The sequence below is a fragment of the Streptomyces sp. NPDC015220 genome (assembly GCF_043079345.1).
In the GTDB taxonomy this organism is placed as follows: domain Bacteria; phylum Actinomycetota; class Actinomycetes; order Streptomycetales; family Streptomycetaceae; genus Streptomyces.
Map to the genome: position 1 here is coordinate 1 of NZ_JBIBUK010000029.1, position 14,510 is coordinate 14,510.

13 protein-coding genes and 2 pseudogenes are annotated in these 14,510 nt (G+C 70.9%); 7 read left to right on the forward strand and 8 right to left on the reverse strand.

The features are described 5' to 3' along the window. Nucleotides 1-461 precede the first annotated feature (461 nt). Complete coding sequence (locus ACF061_RS34760) at nt 462-2,012, reverse strand: cellulase family glycosylhydrolase (protein WP_392271010.1); 1,551 nt, start codon at nt 2,010-2,012, stop codon at nt 462-464. Between the two features lie 350 nt (nt 2,013-2,362). Continuing rightward, the gene (locus ACF061_RS34765) at nt 2,363-3,352 is read right to left on the reverse strand and encodes a WD40 repeat domain-containing protein (RefSeq protein ID WP_392271011.1); all 990 of its coding nucleotides are present in this window, start codon (nt 3,350-3,352) and stop codon (nt 2,363-2,365) included. Between the two features lie 99 nt (nt 3,353-3,451). On the opposite strand from ACF061_RS34765, the gene ACF061_RS34770 reads away from it, so the two are divergent. The 3 genes and pseudogenes from ACF061_RS34770 to ACF061_RS34780 all read left to right on the forward strand — a co-directional run. Continuing rightward, on the forward strand, nt 3,452-4,129 hold the full coding sequence (locus tag ACF061_RS34770) for a GDSL-type esterase/lipase family protein (RefSeq protein ID WP_392271012.1): 678 nt from the start codon (nt 3,452-3,454) through the stop codon (nt 4,127-4,129). A 115-nt stretch (nt 4,130-4,244) separates the two neighbouring features. Continuing rightward, on the forward strand, nt 4,245-4,832 hold the full coding sequence (locus ACF061_RS34775; RefSeq protein ID WP_392271013.1) for a Uma2 family endonuclease: 588 nt from the start codon (nt 4,245-4,247) through the stop codon (nt 4,830-4,832). 81 nt (nt 4,833-4,913) lie between these two features. Further along, nucleotides 4,914-5,066, forward strand: a pseudogene (locus tag ACF061_RS34780) (aldo/keto reductase); the annotation flags it as partial. Nucleotides 5,067-5,211: 145 nt separating this feature from the next. Here ACF061_RS34780 and ACF061_RS34785 read toward each other — a convergent pair. Next, on the reverse strand, nt 5,212-6,201 hold the full coding sequence (locus ACF061_RS34785) for an aldo/keto reductase (RefSeq protein WP_210988890.1): 990 nt from the start codon (nt 6,199-6,201) through the stop codon (nt 5,212-5,214). Nucleotides 6,202-6,257: 56 nt separating this feature from the next. After that, nucleotides 6,258-6,479, reverse strand: coding sequence for a recombinase family protein (locus ACF061_RS34790; RefSeq protein ID WP_392271014.1), 222 nt, complete (start codon nt 6,477-6,479; stop codon nt 6,258-6,260). A 2-nt stretch (nt 6,480-6,481) separates the two neighbouring features. Here ACF061_RS34790 and ACF061_RS34795 point away from each other — a divergent pair. Further along, a pseudogene (locus ACF061_RS34795) lies at nt 6,482-6,916 on the forward strand (aldo/keto reductase); the annotation flags it as partial. Nucleotides 6,917-7,056: 140 nt separating this feature from the next. Here ACF061_RS34795 and thpR read toward each other — a convergent pair. From thpR to ACF061_RS34810, 3 genes are all read right to left on the reverse strand, one after another. Further along, nucleotides 7,057-7,629, reverse strand: a complete 573-nt coding sequence (thpR, locus tag ACF061_RS34800; RefSeq protein WP_392271015.1) for an RNA 2',3'-cyclic phosphodiesterase — start codon at nt 7,627-7,629, stop codon at nt 7,057-7,059. A gap of 124 nt (nt 7,630-7,753) precedes the next feature. Beyond that, entirely contained in the window at nt 7,754-9,127 is a 1,374-nt protein-coding gene (locus ACF061_RS34805) for an MFS transporter (RefSeq protein ID WP_392271016.1), read from the reverse strand. 28 nt (nt 9,128-9,155) lie between these two features. Then, on the reverse strand, nt 9,156-9,593 hold the full coding sequence (locus ACF061_RS34810; RefSeq protein WP_392271017.1) for a MarR family winged helix-turn-helix transcriptional regulator: 438 nt from the start codon (nt 9,591-9,593) through the stop codon (nt 9,156-9,158). A gap of 158 nt (nt 9,594-9,751) precedes the next feature. Here ACF061_RS34810 and ACF061_RS34815 point away from each other — a divergent pair, with 158 nt between their 5' ends. After that, complete coding sequence (locus ACF061_RS34815; RefSeq protein WP_392271018.1) at nt 9,752-9,943, forward strand: ribbon-helix-helix protein, CopG family; 192 nt, start codon at nt 9,752-9,754, stop codon at nt 9,941-9,943. A gap of 24 nt (nt 9,944-9,967) precedes the next feature. On the opposite strand, the gene ACF061_RS34820 is transcribed toward ACF061_RS34815, so the two are convergent. Beyond that, nucleotides 9,968-11,419, reverse strand: coding sequence for an NCS2 family permease (locus ACF061_RS34820; protein WP_392271019.1), 1,452 nt, complete (start codon nt 11,417-11,419; stop codon nt 9,968-9,970). 299 nt (nt 11,420-11,718) lie between these two features. Between ACF061_RS34820 and ACF061_RS34825 the strand changes: the two genes are divergently transcribed. Together ACF061_RS34825 and ACF061_RS34830 are read left to right on the forward strand one after the other, a co-directional pair. After that, a complete protein-coding gene (locus tag ACF061_RS34825; protein ID WP_392271020.1) occupies nt 11,719-12,003 on the forward strand; it encodes a DUF2530 domain-containing protein in 285 nt (94 codons plus the stop codon). A gap of 92 nt (nt 12,004-12,095) precedes the next feature. After that, nucleotides 12,096-14,492, forward strand: a complete 2,397-nt coding sequence (locus tag ACF061_RS34830; RefSeq protein ID WP_392271021.1) for an HAD-IC family P-type ATPase — start codon at nt 12,096-12,098, stop codon at nt 14,490-14,492. Nucleotides 14,493-14,510: the final 18 nt, after the last annotated feature.

The window sequence follows — 14,510 nt, forward strand, 5'->3', positions numbered from 1 at the left end:
GGCCGCAACCAGCTCCGCATCGCCATGTTCCCGGCCGTCGACCCGGCCGACGTCGAGGCCCTGACCCAGTGCGTCGACCACGTGATCGAGAAGCTGTAGCCGTCTTCCACACGGCGACCAGGGCGCTCGGCGGTGACCGCCGGGCGCCCTTTCGCGTCGGCGCGCGCACGTCCGGTTCACCGTCGGCGCGCGCGTCCGGCCACTCGTCCGCACACGGCCGACCGCTCGGCACGCACCGCCGGCCTCGCGTCCGCGCCCGGTCGGCTCCAGGCCCACGCACGGTCGGTGGGTCCTCTCGGTGCCGGTCGGATCCGTGCCGTGCCGTCGGCCCCGTCCCGCGCCTCCCGGACGGTGTTCGGAACGCGGCCGGAGGCCCGTGCTCCGAAGAGCGCCGGGCCCCGCGCGCAACGCTCCCTGAGGCACGGGCGCCCGGTGGTCGGCCACCGGGCGCCCGTTCGCCGTCACGCCGCCGTGCAGCTCACGCTCGGCGCGCCGCCGCCGCCGGGCGCCCCGCCGAAGCCGAAGCTCGCCGAACCGCCCGCCGGGATCGCCCCGTTGTGATCGGCGTTGACCGCCGTCACGGTCGCACCGCTCTGCGTGTACGTCGCGTTCCACATGTTGGTGACCTTCTGCGAGCCGCTCCAGGTCCAGGTCACCTTCCAGGACTTGATCGCAGCGGTGCCCGTGTTGGTCACCGTCACCTGGGCGTTGAAGCCGCCGCCCCAGTCGCTGCTGACGACGTACGCGGCGGAGCAGGCGGGCTTGCTCCCGTTCCCGCCGCCGTCGCCCCCGCCACCTCCGCCGTTGCCGCCGCCCGTCGGGAAGCCGGGCGCCTTGATGCTCGCCAGGTAGCCGTCCTTGACCGTGTCGACGGTCTGCCAGTCGTCCTTCAGGATGCCGCCCGTGTCACCCGAGTCGGGGTTCCACGACCAGAAGGTCCACTGGAAGCCGTCGCCGCCGTTCCCCGCCGTGGGGCGCAGGTAACCCACCAGTGCCGCCAGCCACTTCTGGTCCACCGTCGACTGGAGCGTCGTACCGAACTCGCCCACCCACACGGGTGCGATGTTCTGCTTGAAGACGTAGCCCCAGTACTTGTCCCAGACGCCCGGCATGTTGGCGGGGAAGGAGGGGTCGCCGAACCAGCTCTGCTGGGCCACGCTGGTGGCGTAGTCGTGGGCGGAGTACACGACCCGGTTCGCGACGTCGAGGCGTACCGGGTACTGGCCGACGCCCATCAGGTTGCCGCCCCACCAGCCGGAGACGCCGTTGACCGTCTGCACGCCCTCGACGAAGACCAGCAGGTCGGGATTGACCGACAGGACCGCGTTGCCCGCGCGCTCGGCGGCCAGCCGCCAGTCGGTCGCCTGGTCGCCGCAGCCCCAGCAGGCCGGATCGTGGGGCTCGTTGTGCAGGTCGATGCCGATGACGGTGTCCTGGCCCTGGTAGCGGGACGCCAGCGCCTTCAGGTCCGCGATCCACGTCGACTCGGGGACGGCGGAGGTGTACCAGAGCGCCGACTGGCCGCCGGAGTCCGGTCGGTGGCGGTCCAGGATGACCTTCAGACCGTCCTGGCCGGCGTACGCCACGATCCTGTCCATGATCTGCAGGGGGGTCAGGCCCCGGAGGTCGGCGTTCATGCCGTTGAAGTTGATGCTGTCGGCGGTGGTGCCGGCCTTGAAGAGGTCGTCGCTGTAGGGCAGCCGGATGGTGTTGTAGCCCAGCGACTTCATCTGGTCGATCATGCTCTTGTAGTCGCGGGCCCACAGCCCGTGGACCACATGGTTGCCGGTCTCGAAACCGAACCAGTTGACGCCGGCGATGCGGACCGGATCGCCGGCCGCGTCCAGGATCTGGCGCCCGCTGGTGTGCCAGTAGCCGGCGCCCGCGGTCGCCGTCGTGGCGGCCCCGGCCGCGTGCGCGGCCGTCGACAGGCCGAGGCCCGATCCTGCGCCCAGCGGTATCAGGAGCGCCGCGGCGGCAGTGCACAGCGCTCTTCGCAAGCTGCGGAACATGTGTCGCTGCTTCCTCTCGGAGGCGCGGGCCCGGAACGAATGGGAGCGCTCCCATAACCGCGCCCCTCCATGGAAGCCACGCCACAGCGGCCCGTCAAGGGTGCTGACGCGACAACCGTCCCGGCCCGTTTCCGCCACGACGCCGCAGGGCGCCCGGTGTCCGCCGGACACCCTGCGCGCGCGGGTCGAGGATGAGAGCCGCCGGACGAGGAAGGTGTCCCGGACCCGGCGGCGCGGAAGCGGTGCCCGGATCGCGCGGGCCCTGCTGACCGCGGCCCGCGCCCAGGTGTTCGGGCGGCGACGACGCGGCGTACACCGCTCGGGCGGCGCCCCGCGGGGCGCCGGAGGAGTCACCTGCGCCGCAGCAGCCGCCCCAGCCCGAACACCGCGAGGGCTCCGACCACGACCGCGACCAGCCCGGTCTTCAGCCCGCCGGACATGCCTCCGCCCGCGCCGCTCCCTCCGGAGGCCTGCGACCCCCGGCCGTCCGACGGCGACTTCGACGATCCGCCGCCACCCCCGGGCGCGTCCTTGGCCTGTACGGGGCTGTCGGCGCCCTCGCTGCCGTACAGCAGCCTGGAGCCGTCGACGGTGTACGTGACCGACTCGCCCTGCCTCTGCAACGGCACGTCGAGCCTGCCGGCGCGCTTGATCCTCCCGCCGTTCCAGTCGTAGTGGATGCCGCCGAAGTAGCCGCGCACGGCGAGCCGGGTGCCGTCGGGCGAGAAGGCGGCGTCGGTGGCCCACAGGTCGACCGGAGCGATCGGCTTGAAGATGTTGGCGCCCGAGGAGGACAGACGGGCCGGCCCCTCGAAGAGGTGCCCGCCGTCCTCCTTCTTGTCGATGATGTACACGCGCCCGGTCTTCGGGTGCACGACCAGCGACTCGGCGTTGCGGGCCCCGTCCGAGTACTTCACCACGTACTGCGTGGCCCGGATCGTCTGGTCCTTCAGGACCTTGGGCTCGGGCAGCTCGTAGATCCACACGTAGGGCCAGGTGCCGTCGAGGTTGTCGCCGATGTCGCCCACGTAGATCCGGTTGCCGGGGCCGATGGAGATGGCCTCGACGTCACGGGGCTTGCCGATGCCGCTGAGCGTGACGGTGGCGACGGTCTCGCCGGTCCTGCCGTCCACGGCGTAGATGTAGGGGCCGTCGTCGCTGTCGTTGTGGGTCCAGTAGACACCGGGATGCAGCCGCGAGGCGGCGAGCCCGCTGGACTCCTTGATCCGCGGGTCCTTGATCGTGAACCCGCCGTCGCCGTCGACGGCCGATGCGGTGACGGGCACGGCGAACGCACCCACGAGAAGGGCCCCGGCGAGGAGGGCGAACGGTCGGCGCATGCCCCAAGCCTGCCATCCTGCCGGGAGGTCCAGGTGAGGTGGCAGGCCTCACACCCACCCGGTGCTCGGGCCGCCGCCGCGATCGTCCACGATAAGCGGATGCTCAGGTTCATGCCCGTCGGTGACTCCATGACGATCGGCAGCGCGGGCGAACACACATGGCGGTACCGGTTGTGGCAGCATCTGCGCGACACGTACGGCGGCCCGTTCACCCTCGTCGGCCCCCGCGAGACGCTGTACGACAAGACGGTCGACGCGCCGGCCTCGTACGCGTACGCCGATCCCGACTTCCCCCGCGCCCACCTGGCCGGCTGGGGCGAGGGCTGGCAGCACATGGTGCCGCTGATCGGCGACGCGGTGCGCGACAGCGGGGCCGACGTGCTCCTCGTCTCACTGGGCCTCATAGACCTGGGCTTCTACACGAACGCCGAGCAGACGGCGGCAAACGTGACGGCCTTCGTCGCGGCGGCGCGGCAGGCCAACCCCCGCATCCACATGGTCCTGCTCCCGGTGATACCCAACATCCGCGCACAGGCCGACCCGCCCTTCGCCGCCCAGGTGACCCTCTTCAACGAGCTGCTCGCCAAGGCCGCGGCCGACCTGGACGAGCCCCGCTCGCCCCTGCTCCTCGCCTCCCCTCCGCCCGAGTACGACATCCACTCCGACACCTACGACGGCACCCATCCGAACGCGCGCGGCGAGCACCGGATCGCGGAGGCCTTCGCGGTCGCCATGCACCAGGCGTGGGGGTGGGGCGAGGAGTACGGCGGCCACTGAGCGCGCCGGCTTCTCCCGGCGGCATATGCACGGCCACCCGTGTACCGGTCACCGTGCGTATCGTTGTACCGCGCGGCCGCACTCGTGCGTGGGGCGGCCGGGGAGGAGCGCCACGATGACCGTCCTCGCAGACAGGATCGAGATGGCCGACGCCAACACCAAGCGCCTGGACGAGTGGTTCGAGCGGCTGGAGCGCATGCCCGTCCCCGAAGGGTTCCGGGTCGAGATCGTCGGGGGCAACATTCATGTGACGCCGCAGCGCGACACCCATTGGGGTGTCATCCGCCGAATCGTACGGGCACTGGAAGACGAGTTCGGGATGGATGTCATGGTCTTCTCGGATGTCCGGATCGACTTCCCGGGCCACGAGAACGGGTTCTGTCCGGACGTGGCCATGCTCGGCGACTCGGCGAAGAAGGACGACGAGGGCCGCTGGCGTCACCAGGACGTCGAGTTCGTCGCCGAGGTCATCTCCGAGGGCACTGCCGCCAACGACTACGGCCCCAAGAAGACCGCGTACGCCCTCGCCGGGGTCCCGGTCTACCTGATCGTGGATCCGTACCGGGCGAGGTGCCACCTGTACACCCAGCCCAAGGACGGCGAGTACCTCACCGACACGTCCGTCGCCTTCGGTGCGGAGGTGGACATGACCACCACGCCCCTCGGCCTCACCCTGCGGACCGACGGCTTCCCCCGCGACTGACCGCCGCCGCACCCGGCGCCACCCGCTCCGCCCCCGGTCCCCCTTGCTTCGAGCGCACTCGAAGGCATTGGCTTGGGGACCATGAGGTACACAGAGCTCGGACGCACGGGACTCAAGGTCAGCCGACTGGTGCTCGGCACCATGAACTTCGGTCCGCAGACCGACGAGGCGGACAGCCACGCGATCATGGACGCGGCGCTGGACGCGGGGATCAACTTCTTCGACACGGCCAACCGGCGATTTTGACGCCAGGTTCCGCAGCAGCGCATCGCTGACGCTCACCGCTCCTGCGGACCCCGAGTGGAAACGACGAAGCCGCCGCCTCCCACTCGCCTCGAACGCAAGCAGAAGGCGACGACTCCGACACAGACCCGCTACCTCACCATGCGAAGGCTTCGGGAGACGGTCCGGGACCGGGGAAGATCTCGTCCAGAGACGTCAGCAGTTCCTCGCTCAGCTCCAGCTGTAGGGCGCGCAGCGCCGAGTCCAGCTGCTCCTGCGTGCGAGGGCCGACGATCGGGCCGGTGACGCCGGGGCGGGTCAGCAGCCAGGCCAGTGCCGCCTCACCGGGCTCGAGGCCGTGCTTGTCGAGGAGGTTCTCGTACGCCTGGATCTGCTCGCGTGTCTTGGTGTCCTTGAGCGCGTCGGCAGCGCGGCCGCTCGCCCGGCGCCCCTGTGTGGCCTCCTTCTTGAGGACGCCGCCGAGCAGTCCTCCGTGCAGCGGAGACCAGGGGATGACACCGAGGCCGTAGTCCTGCGCGGCCGGGATGACCTCCATCTCGGCGCGGCGCTCAGCGAGGTTGTAGAGGCACTGCTCGCTGACCAGGCCCATGCGGCCGCGCCGGGCGGCGGTCTCGTTCGCCTGGGCGATCTTGTAGCCGGGGAAGTTGGACGACCCCGCGTAGAGGATCTTGCCCTGCTGGACCAGGACGTCGATCGCCTGCCAGATCTCCTCGAACGGCGTCGACCGGTCGATGTGATGGAACTGGTAGATGTCGATGTAGTCGGTCTGCAGCCGCTTGAGGGAGGCGTCGACGGCCCGTCGGATGTTCACCGCGGAGAGCTTGTCGTGGTTGGGCCAGACGTCCCCGTCACCCGCCATGTTCCCGTACACCTTGGTGGCGAGGACGACCTTGTCGCGCCGCCCGCCACCCTGGGCGAACCAAGTTCCGATGATCTCCTCGGTGCGGCCCTTGTTCTCACCCCACCCATAGACGTTGGCCGTATCCAGAAAGTTCAGACCCGCGTCGAGAGCGGCGTCCATAATGCCGTGGCTGGTTGATTCGTCTGTCTGCGGACCGAAGTTCATCGTGCCGAGAACGAGTCGGCTGACCTTGAGTCCGGTGCGTCCGAGCTGGGTGTACTTCATGGGCCACAAGCCAACTGCTTCGAGTCCGCTCCAGGCAAGGGCATCAGGTTCCGCCGTCAGGAGTCGTCTCCGAGGTGCCGGTACAGCGTGGCCCGGGAGACGCCCAGAGCCTTGGCGATGGCACTGACGCTCTCTCCCTTCGCCTTCCTCGCGCGGGCCACGGTCAGCACGTCCTCGTTCACGACGGACGGCCGTCCGCCGGTACGCCCCTGCGCCTTGGCTGCGTCGAGTCCGGCGCGGGTGCGCTCCATGATGAGGCTGCGCTCGGACTCCGCCATGGCAGTGCCTCTACAACCTCACCGAGCGGCGCGCCGAGATGGAGGTGATCCCGGCCGTCCAGGACTACGGGCTCGGGGTCGTCCCCTGGTCGCCGCTGCACGGCGGTCTGCTGGGCGGGGTGCTGAAGAAGCAGGCCGAGAGCGGCCGGCGCGCCTCCGGCCGGGCCGTCGACGCCCTGGCCGACCCGGCCGTGCGCGCCCGGATCGAGGCCTACGAGGGCCTGCTCGACAAGCACGGCCCCGAGCCGGGCGAGGCCGCGCTGGCCTGGCTGCTCACCCGGCCCGGCGTGACCGGCCCGATCGTCGGCCCGCGCACCGCCGAACAGCTCCACTCCGCGCTGCGCGCCGTCGAGTTGGAGCTGAACGAGGAGGTGCTGGCCGGGCTGGACGAGATCTTCCCAGGTCCGGGGCCGTCCCCGGAGGCCTTCGCCTGGTAGGCGTGCGCCGTCCGAGCGCCCCTGGCGGCCGCGTCCGGCCTCACCTGCCGAGCGCGGCCGCCAGGGCTACGACGGCCAGCATCAGCACGAGCGCACCGGCCATGATCCGGTTACGGGTTTTCGGGTCCACGTATTCGAGCCTAACCGGCCCCGCCGAGTGCCCAGCGGCCGACCGGCTCGTAGCGGGGCTGCTCGCCCGGCACCCCCGACCTCGGCAACCGGCTGCGCACGAGCACCAGCTCCGCCACCGTCCAGCCACGGCCGGTGAATCCCTGGAGCGCCGTGACGTACGGCCGCACGTCCACCGCCGCCCGGGCCCGCGCCACGGTCAGGTGGGCCTTGTAGCGGCGGTGCTCCCCCGTCTCGACGCCCGCCTTGCGTCCCGCCGCCTCCGCGCGCCCGGCGAGGAGTCCCAGGGCGCGCAGATCGCCGTCGGCTCCCGTCCACAGCGCCTTGCCGCGCCCGAACTGCCCGCCGCCGTGCAGCGCCAGAGTGAAGGGCGGCGTCCGGTGCGCGGCCTTCTCCAGACGGGCCGACAGCTCCGGCAGGACCTCCTCACCGACCTCGCCGTAGAACGCGAGCGTGAAGTGCCACCCGGGCCGCTCCGTCCAGCGCAGCCGCTCCGAACCGGGCAGCCTCCGCAGCTCGGCGACCTCGGCCGCGAGCGCCGTGATGACGTCTTCGGGAGGCAGTACGGCGGCGAAGAGTCTCATGGGGTCAGTGTCCCCGCCGCACTCCCCGGCGTGTCCAGTTCACCGTGCGTGGCGGTGTGCCGCGCGGCGCGACCGACACCGGCCCGGCGGCCGAGGCCGCCGGGCCGGTGTCCGGTGCGAGGTGCTACGCCGCCGCCGCCAGCGCCTCGCGGCGCTCGCGCGGGACGAGGTCCACGCGCGGGTGGCCGCGGTGCCAGGCGACCGAGAGGCGCAGGTCGCCGACGCGGGCCAGGACCAGGCCGATGGTGGTGGCCGCGGCGAGCGAGATCAGCCCGCCGAGGGCGAAGCCGATCCGGGCGCCGTAGGCGTCGGTGACCCAGCCGACGAGCGGTGCGCCCAGCGGGGTGCCGCCCATGAAGACCATCATGAACAACGCCATCACCCGGCCGCGCATGGCGGGGTCGGTGGCCATCTGGACCGCGGTGTTGGCCGTGACGTTGACCGTCAGGCCGAAGACCCCGATCGGGGCCATCAGCAGCGCGAACAGCCAGTACGACGGGGCCAGCGCCGCCACGACCTCCAGCGCGCCGAAGGCGGCGGCCGCCGCGATCAGCACGCGCAGCCGGGCCGTGCCGCGGCGGGCCGCGAGCAGGGCGCCGACCAGCGAGCCGACCGCCATCACGGTGTTGAAGAGGCTGTACGCGCCGGCGCCCGCGTGGAAGACGTCGTCGGCGTAGGCCGACAACCACACCGGGAAGTTGAAGCCGAAGGTGCCGATGAAGCCGACCAGGACGATCGGCCAGATCAGATCGGGCCGGCCGGCCACGTAGCGCAGGCCCTCGCGGAGCTGGCCCTTGCCGCGCGGGGCGCGTTCGACGACGTGCAGCTCACGGGCGCGCATCAGCAGCAGGCCGGCGATGGGCGCGACGAAGGACAGGCCGTTGGCGAGGAACGCCCAGCCGGTGCCGACGCCGGTGATCATGAGGCCCGCGACGGCGGGGCCGATGAGCCGGGCGGACTGGAAGTTCGCCGAGTTCAGGCTGACCGCGTTCTGGAGCTGGTTCGGGCCGACCATCTCGGAGACGAAGGACTGCCGGGCCGGGTTGTCCAGGACCGTGGCGAGACCGACGGCGAAGGCCGCGAGGTAGACGTGCCACACCTGGACCTGACCGGAGAGCGTGAGCGCGGCGAGGACCAGGCCGGTGACGGCCATCGCGGACTGCGTGACGAGCAGCGTGGGCCGCTTCGGCAGACGGTCGACGAGGACGCCGCCGTACAGGCCGAAGAGCAGCATCGGCAGGAACTGCAGCGCCGTGGTGATGCCGACGGCGGCCGAGGAGCCGGTGAGGCTCAGCACCAGCCAGTCCTGGGCGATGCGCTGCATCCAGGTGCCGGTGTTGGAGACGACCTGGCCCAGGAAGAACAGGCGGTAGTTCCTGACCTTCAGCGAGCTGAACATCGAGGTCTTGCGGGGGGAGGCGGTGCGGGAGTCGGGGGCGGGCTGGGTGTCGTGGGCGGTCGGTGCGGGGGCGGAAGCTGCTCCGGATCCCGTACTCAAAGGGGTTCGCCTCCTCGGCTGACGTGCTTTACAGGTGCGCGAGCTTTTCCAGCACGGGGGCGGCCGCGCGCAGTTTCGCCCACTCGTCCTCGTCGAGGCCGTCGACCAGGCCGGCCAGGAAGGCGTTCCGCTTGCGGCGGCTCTCCTCGAGCATGGTCACGGCCTGCTCGGTCTTGGTGACGACCTTCTGGCGCCGGTCCTCGGGGTGCGGCTCCAGCCGGACCAGGCCCTTGGCCTCGAGCAGCGCCACGATGCGGGTCATCGAGGGCGGCTGCACGTGCTCCTTGCGGGCGAGCTCACCCGGCGTGGCGCTGCCGCAGTTGGACAGGGTGCCCAGCACCGACATCTCGGTGGGGCTCAGCGACTCGTCGACGCGCTGGTGCTTGAGTCGACGGGACAGCCGCATCACGGCGGAGCGCAGGGAGTTCACGGCGGCAGCGTCGTCGCCATGGGTAAGGTCCGGCATGTTCTTTAGCGTAACTCATTACTCTCGCTAAAGACCACCGGGGACACGCTCGCACCCCGTGACGCTGACCACTACCGGCCGAACACTGTCACTCGTCCGGGTGAACTCGAAGTGGAAGGTGGCACCTCGCGCGGAGAGCTGCCGCGACCCTCGTCTCCATGGGGACCAGCGTGCTCAGCCTGCGCATGGACCGCGAGCTGCTCGAACGGCTCCGGGAGCATGCCGCCAAAAGGGGAATGAGCGTCCAGGACTATGTAGTCCGGACGCTCATTCGAGACGACTTCGACGAACGGTTCCAGGCCGCCGTCGAGGAGACGGAGCGGTTCTACGGGGTCACCCGACCATCCTGACCCCGCGGAACCGGCCGGTGCGGATCAGAGCAGGCCCAGGGCCGGCATCAGGTAGTAGAAGGCGAAGACCGCCGAGACCACGTACAGCGCCGCCGGGACCTCCCGGCCGCGGCCGGAGGCCAGCCGAAGCACGACGAAGGTGATGAAGCCCATGCCGATGCCGTTGGTGATCGAGTAGGTGAACGGCATCATCAGCATCGTCACGAAGGCCGGGATGGCGATCGTGTGGTCCGCCCAGTCGATCTCCCTGATCGAGCCGGACAGGATCAGGAAGCCGACCGCGAGCAGGGCCGGGGTGGCCGCCTGGGACGGGACCATCGTGGCGATCGGGGTGAGGAAGAGCGCCACGGTGAACAGCGCGCCGGTGACGACGTTGGCGAACCCGGTCCGCGCCCCCTCGCCGACGCCCGCCGTCGACTCCACGAAGCAGGTGGTGGCCGAGGCGGAGCTGGCGCCGCCGGCCGCGACGGCGATGCCGTCGATGAAGAGGACCTTGTTCATCCCGGGCATCTGGCCCTGGGCGTCGGTCAGCCTGGCCTCGTCGCTGATGCCCATGATCGTGCCCATGGCGTCGAAGAAGCAGGACAGCAGCACGGTGAAGACGAACAGGATGCCGGTCAGCACGCCGACCTTGTCGAAGCCGCCGAAGAGGTCGACCTTGCCCAGCAGACCGAAGTCCGGGGTGGACACGGGGTTGCCCGGCCACTTGGGGGTGGTCAGTCCCCAGGAGGGGATCTTGGCGACGGAGTTGACGATCACGGCCACGACGGTCATCGCGACGATCGACAGCAGGATCGCGCCGGGGACCTTGCGCACGATGAGGGAGAGCGTGAGCAGCGCGCCCAGGACGAAGACGAGGACCGGCCAGCCGTTGAGGTGACCGTCCGCGCCGAGCTGGAGCGGGACGGTGGTGTGGGCGGCGTCCGGGATGCGGGAGACGAACCCGGAGTCGACCAGGCCGATCAGCATGATGAACAGGCCGATGCCGATGGATATGCCCTTGCGCAGACCGAGCGGGACGGCGTTCATCACGCGTTCGCGCAGACCGGTCGCGACGAGCACCATGACGACGAAGCCGGCGAGGACGACCATGCCCATGGCGTCCGGCCACGACATGCGCGGCGCGAGCTGGAGCGCGACCACGGTGTTGACGCCGAGTCCCGCGGCGAGCGCGATCGGGACGTTGCCTATGACGCCCATCAGGAGCGTGGTGAACGCCGCCACCAGGGCGGTCGCGGTGACGAGCTGGCCGTTGTCGAGCTGGTGCCCGTACATGTCCTTCGCGCTGCCCAGGATGATCGGGTTCAGCACGATGATGTAGGCCATCGCGAAGAAGGTGGCGAAGCCTCCGCGGATCTCACGGGACAGCGAGCTGCCCCGCTCGGAGATCTTGAAGTAACGGTCGAGGGCGCCGAACGCGGGCGGCGTTCCCGGCTTCTCGGGGGCTGGAACCTTGGCGGTGGCCGAGGTGGACATGCGTATGACCTCAGGGATGCGGGGAGGTACCGGAGTACCGGGCCTGGAAGGGGATCAAACGTGATCGAGTCTCGCCGACTTCGGTCACCACCAGGTCTCCCCCAGATTGCTGGTTGGTGTTTCCTACGAACAGAAGTGGCCAGACTCAGACAGTTTCAGTATGAACATATGAAGGCGAAAAAGGCTATCTCCGCGCGTAGACCCCGTTCGGGCCCAGGTCCCGACACACGGGCCGGGTCGCGTGCGTCCCCGGTGGCCGGGCCGCACCCGCCGTCCGGGGCGGGCCGTAAGCTGAGGCCATGGCGAAGTGGACCCCCAAGCACGAGGCGCCGGAGCCCCTGGAGGGCCCCGTGGTCGCCACCATCACCGGCGGCACGATCGTCTGGTTCGTCCTCTTCCTGGTCCAGCTCCCCTTCTACGGCTGGTTCGACGACCACGGCCGCACCTGGTGGCTGTGGACCTGCCTCGCGGGCGGCGGCCTCGGCCTGATCGGCATCTGGTACGTCCGCAAGCGCGACGCGGCGATCAAGCGCGCCGCCGACCGGGAGGCCGCGCCGGCGGGACGCCCGGCCCCCGCGGAGTGATCCCGGGCCCGCCGGACCGTACGCCGCGGCGAGAGGGGACGGCCGGCCCGCTCGACGAGTGAACCCACCCGCGCCCACGTACCGTCGAATGCATGACGCATACCGACGCGGGCGCGGAGCTGGACCCCGTGCACCCCGTGCCCATACCGCCGGCCCGGACGACCGGACTCGCCACCGCCGAGGTCGCCGAACGCGTCGCCCGAGGCCAGGTCAACGACGTACCGGTGCGCAGCAGCCGTTCCCTCCCCGAGATCGTCCGGGCGAACGTCCTCACCCGCTTCAACGCGATCATCGGCGTGCTCTGGCTGATCATGCTGTTCGTGGCTCCGATCCAGGACAGCCTCTTCGGCTTCGTGATCCTCGCCAACACCGGCATCGGCATCATCCAGGAGTGGCGGGCCAAGCAGACCCTCGACTCGCTCGCCGTGATCGGCGAGGCCCGCCCGACCGTGCGGCGCGACGGCGCGGCCACCCGGATCGCCACCTCCGAGATCGTCCTCGACGACGTGATCGAGATCGGGCCGGGGGACAAGGTGGTGGTGGACGGCGCGTGCGTCGAGGCGGACGGACTGGAGATCGACGAGTCGCTGCTCACCGGAGAGGCCGACCCCGTCGTCAAACGCCCCGGTGACCTCGTGATGTCCGGCAGCTTCGTCGTCGCCGGCGGCGGCGCCTTCCAGGCCACCAGGGTCGGCCGCGAGGCGTACGCCGCCCAGCTCGCCGAGGAGGCCTCCCGCTTCACCCTCGTCCACTCCGAGCTGCGCTCCGGCATCTCCACCATCCTCAAGTACGTGACCTGGATGATGGTCCCGACCGCGATCGGCCTGGTGATCAGCCAGCTCGTGGTGAAGAACACCGATCTGAAGGGCTCCCTGGCCCGCACCGTCGGCGGCATCGTGCCCATGGTCCCCGAGGGGCTGGTGCTCCTCACCTCCGTCGCCTTCGCCATCGGCGTCATCCGGCTGGGCCGCCGGCAGTGCCTGGTGCAGGAGCTGCCGGCCATCGAGGGCCTGGCCCGCGTCGACACCGTGTGCCTGGACAAGACCGGCACCCTCACCGAGGGCGGCATGGACGTCACCGAGCTGCGACTGCTGGACGGCCACGACGAGTCCTACGTCCGCCAGGTCCTGGGCGCCCTAGGCGAGTCCGACCCGCGCCCGAACGCCTCCCTGCGGGCGATCATCGACGCCTGCCCGGACAACGAGGAGTGGCGCTGCGTGGAGTCGCTGCCCTTCTCCTCCGCCCGCAAGTACAGCGGCGCCAGCTTCAGCGAGGGCAACGGCGAGTCCAGCACCTGGCTGCTGGGCGCCCCGGACGTCCTCCTGCCCACCGACTCCCCGGCCCTCGCCGAGACCGGCCGGCTGAACGAGCGGGGCCTGCGCGTCCTGCTGCTCGCCCGCGCGGCCGGCGAGCTGGACGACCCGGACGTCGCCCGCGCCCTCAGCCCCGCCGCCCTGGTCGTGCTGGAGCAGCGGCTGCGGCCCGACGCCGCCGGCACCCTGCGCTACTTCGCCGACCAGGACGTCCGCGCGAAGGTCATCTCCGGCGACAACGCGGTCTCCGTCGGCGCGGTGGCCGCCAAGGTCGGGCTCACCGGCGCCGCCGTCGACGCCCGCCGACTGCCCGCCGAGCGGTCGGCCCTGGCGAAGGAGCTCGACGAGGGGACGGTGTTCGGGCGGGTCACCCCGCAGCAGAAGCGGGACATGGTGGGCGCCCTCCAGTCGAGCGGGCACACGGTCGCGATGACCGGCGACGGCGTGAACGACGTCCTCGCGCTGAAGGACGCCGACATCGGCGTGGCGATGGGTTCGGGCTCGGAGGCGACCCGGGCGGTCGCGCAGATCGTGCTGCTGGACAACAGCTTCGCCGGTCTGCCCTCGGTGGTCGCGGAGGGACGGCGGGTCATCGGGAACATCACCCGCGTCGCCACCCTGTTCCTCGTCAAGACGGTCTACTCGGTGCTGCTGGCCGTGCTGGTGGTGTGTTCGCAGGTGGAGTACCCGTTCCTGCCCCGGCACCTGACCCTGCTGTCGACGCTCACCATCGGCGTGCCGGCCTTCTTCCTGGCCCTCGCGCCGAACACGGAACGCGCCCGGCCCCACTTCGTCCGGCGGGTCATGCGGTACGCGGTGCCGGGCGGAGTGGTGGCCGCCGTGGCGACCTTCGTGACGTATCTGGTCGCCCGCAGCCACTACAGCGGGGCGGACGCGCTCGACGCGGAGACCAGCGCGGCGACGCTCACCCTGTTCCTGGTCTCGATGTGGGTGCTGGCGATCATCGCCCGCCCCTACACCTGGTGGCGCGTCGTGCTGGTGGCCGCGATGGGAGCGGCGTTCCTCGTCGTGCTGGCCGTGCCGGCGCTCCAGCACTTCTTCGCGCTGAGGCTGGTGGGGACCGCGATGCCCTGGCTCGCGGTGGGCGTCGCCGTGGTGGCGGCGGCCGTCCTGGAACTCTGCTGGAAGTGGATCGGCCGCCGCTTCCCGGTCTGAGGACCGTCGTCGAGTTCC

Coding starts and splice junctions, on each gene's coding strand:
- ACF061_RS34825 (WP_392271020.1), top strand. CDS start 11,719: ATGGCGAAGTGGACCCCCAAGCACGAGGCGCCGGAGCCCCTGGAGGGC.
- ACF061_RS34790 (WP_392271014.1), bottom strand. CDS start 6,479: ATGGCGGAGTCCGAGCGCAGCCTCATCATGGAGCGCACCCGCGCCGGA.
- ACF061_RS34810 (WP_392271017.1), bottom strand. CDS start 9,593: ATGCCGGACCTTACCCATGGCGACGACGCTGCCGCCGTGAACTCCCTG.
- ACF061_RS34770 (WP_392271012.1), top strand. CDS start 3,452: ATGCTCAGGTTCATGCCCGTCGGTGACTCCATGACGATCGGCAGCGCG.
- ACF061_RS34775 (WP_392271013.1), top strand. CDS start 4,245: ATGACCGTCCTCGCAGACAGGATCGAGATGGCCGACGCCAACACCAAG.
- ACF061_RS34815 (WP_392271018.1), top strand. CDS start 9,752: ATGGGGACCAGCGTGCTCAGCCTGCGCATGGACCGCGAGCTGCTCGAA.
- ACF061_RS34765 (WP_392271011.1), bottom strand. CDS start 3,352: ATGCGCCGACCGTTCGCCCTCCTCGCCGGGGCCCTTCTCGTGGGTGCG.
- ACF061_RS34760 (WP_392271010.1), bottom strand. CDS start 2,012: ATGTTCCGCAGCTTGCGAAGAGCGCTGTGCACTGCCGCCGCGGCGCTC.
- ACF061_RS34785 (WP_210988890.1), bottom strand. CDS start 6,201: ATGAAGTACACCCAGCTCGGACGCACCGGACTCAAGGTCAGCCGACTC.
- ACF061_RS34830 (WP_392271021.1), top strand. CDS start 12,096: ATGACGCATACCGACGCGGGCGCGGAGCTGGACCCCGTGCACCCCGTG.
- ACF061_RS34820 (WP_392271019.1), bottom strand. CDS start 11,419: ATGTCCACCTCGGCCACCGCCAAGGTTCCAGCCCCCGAGAAGCCGGGA.
- thpR (WP_392271015.1), bottom strand. CDS start 7,629: ATGAGACTCTTCGCCGCCGTACTGCCTCCCGAAGACGTCATCACGGCG.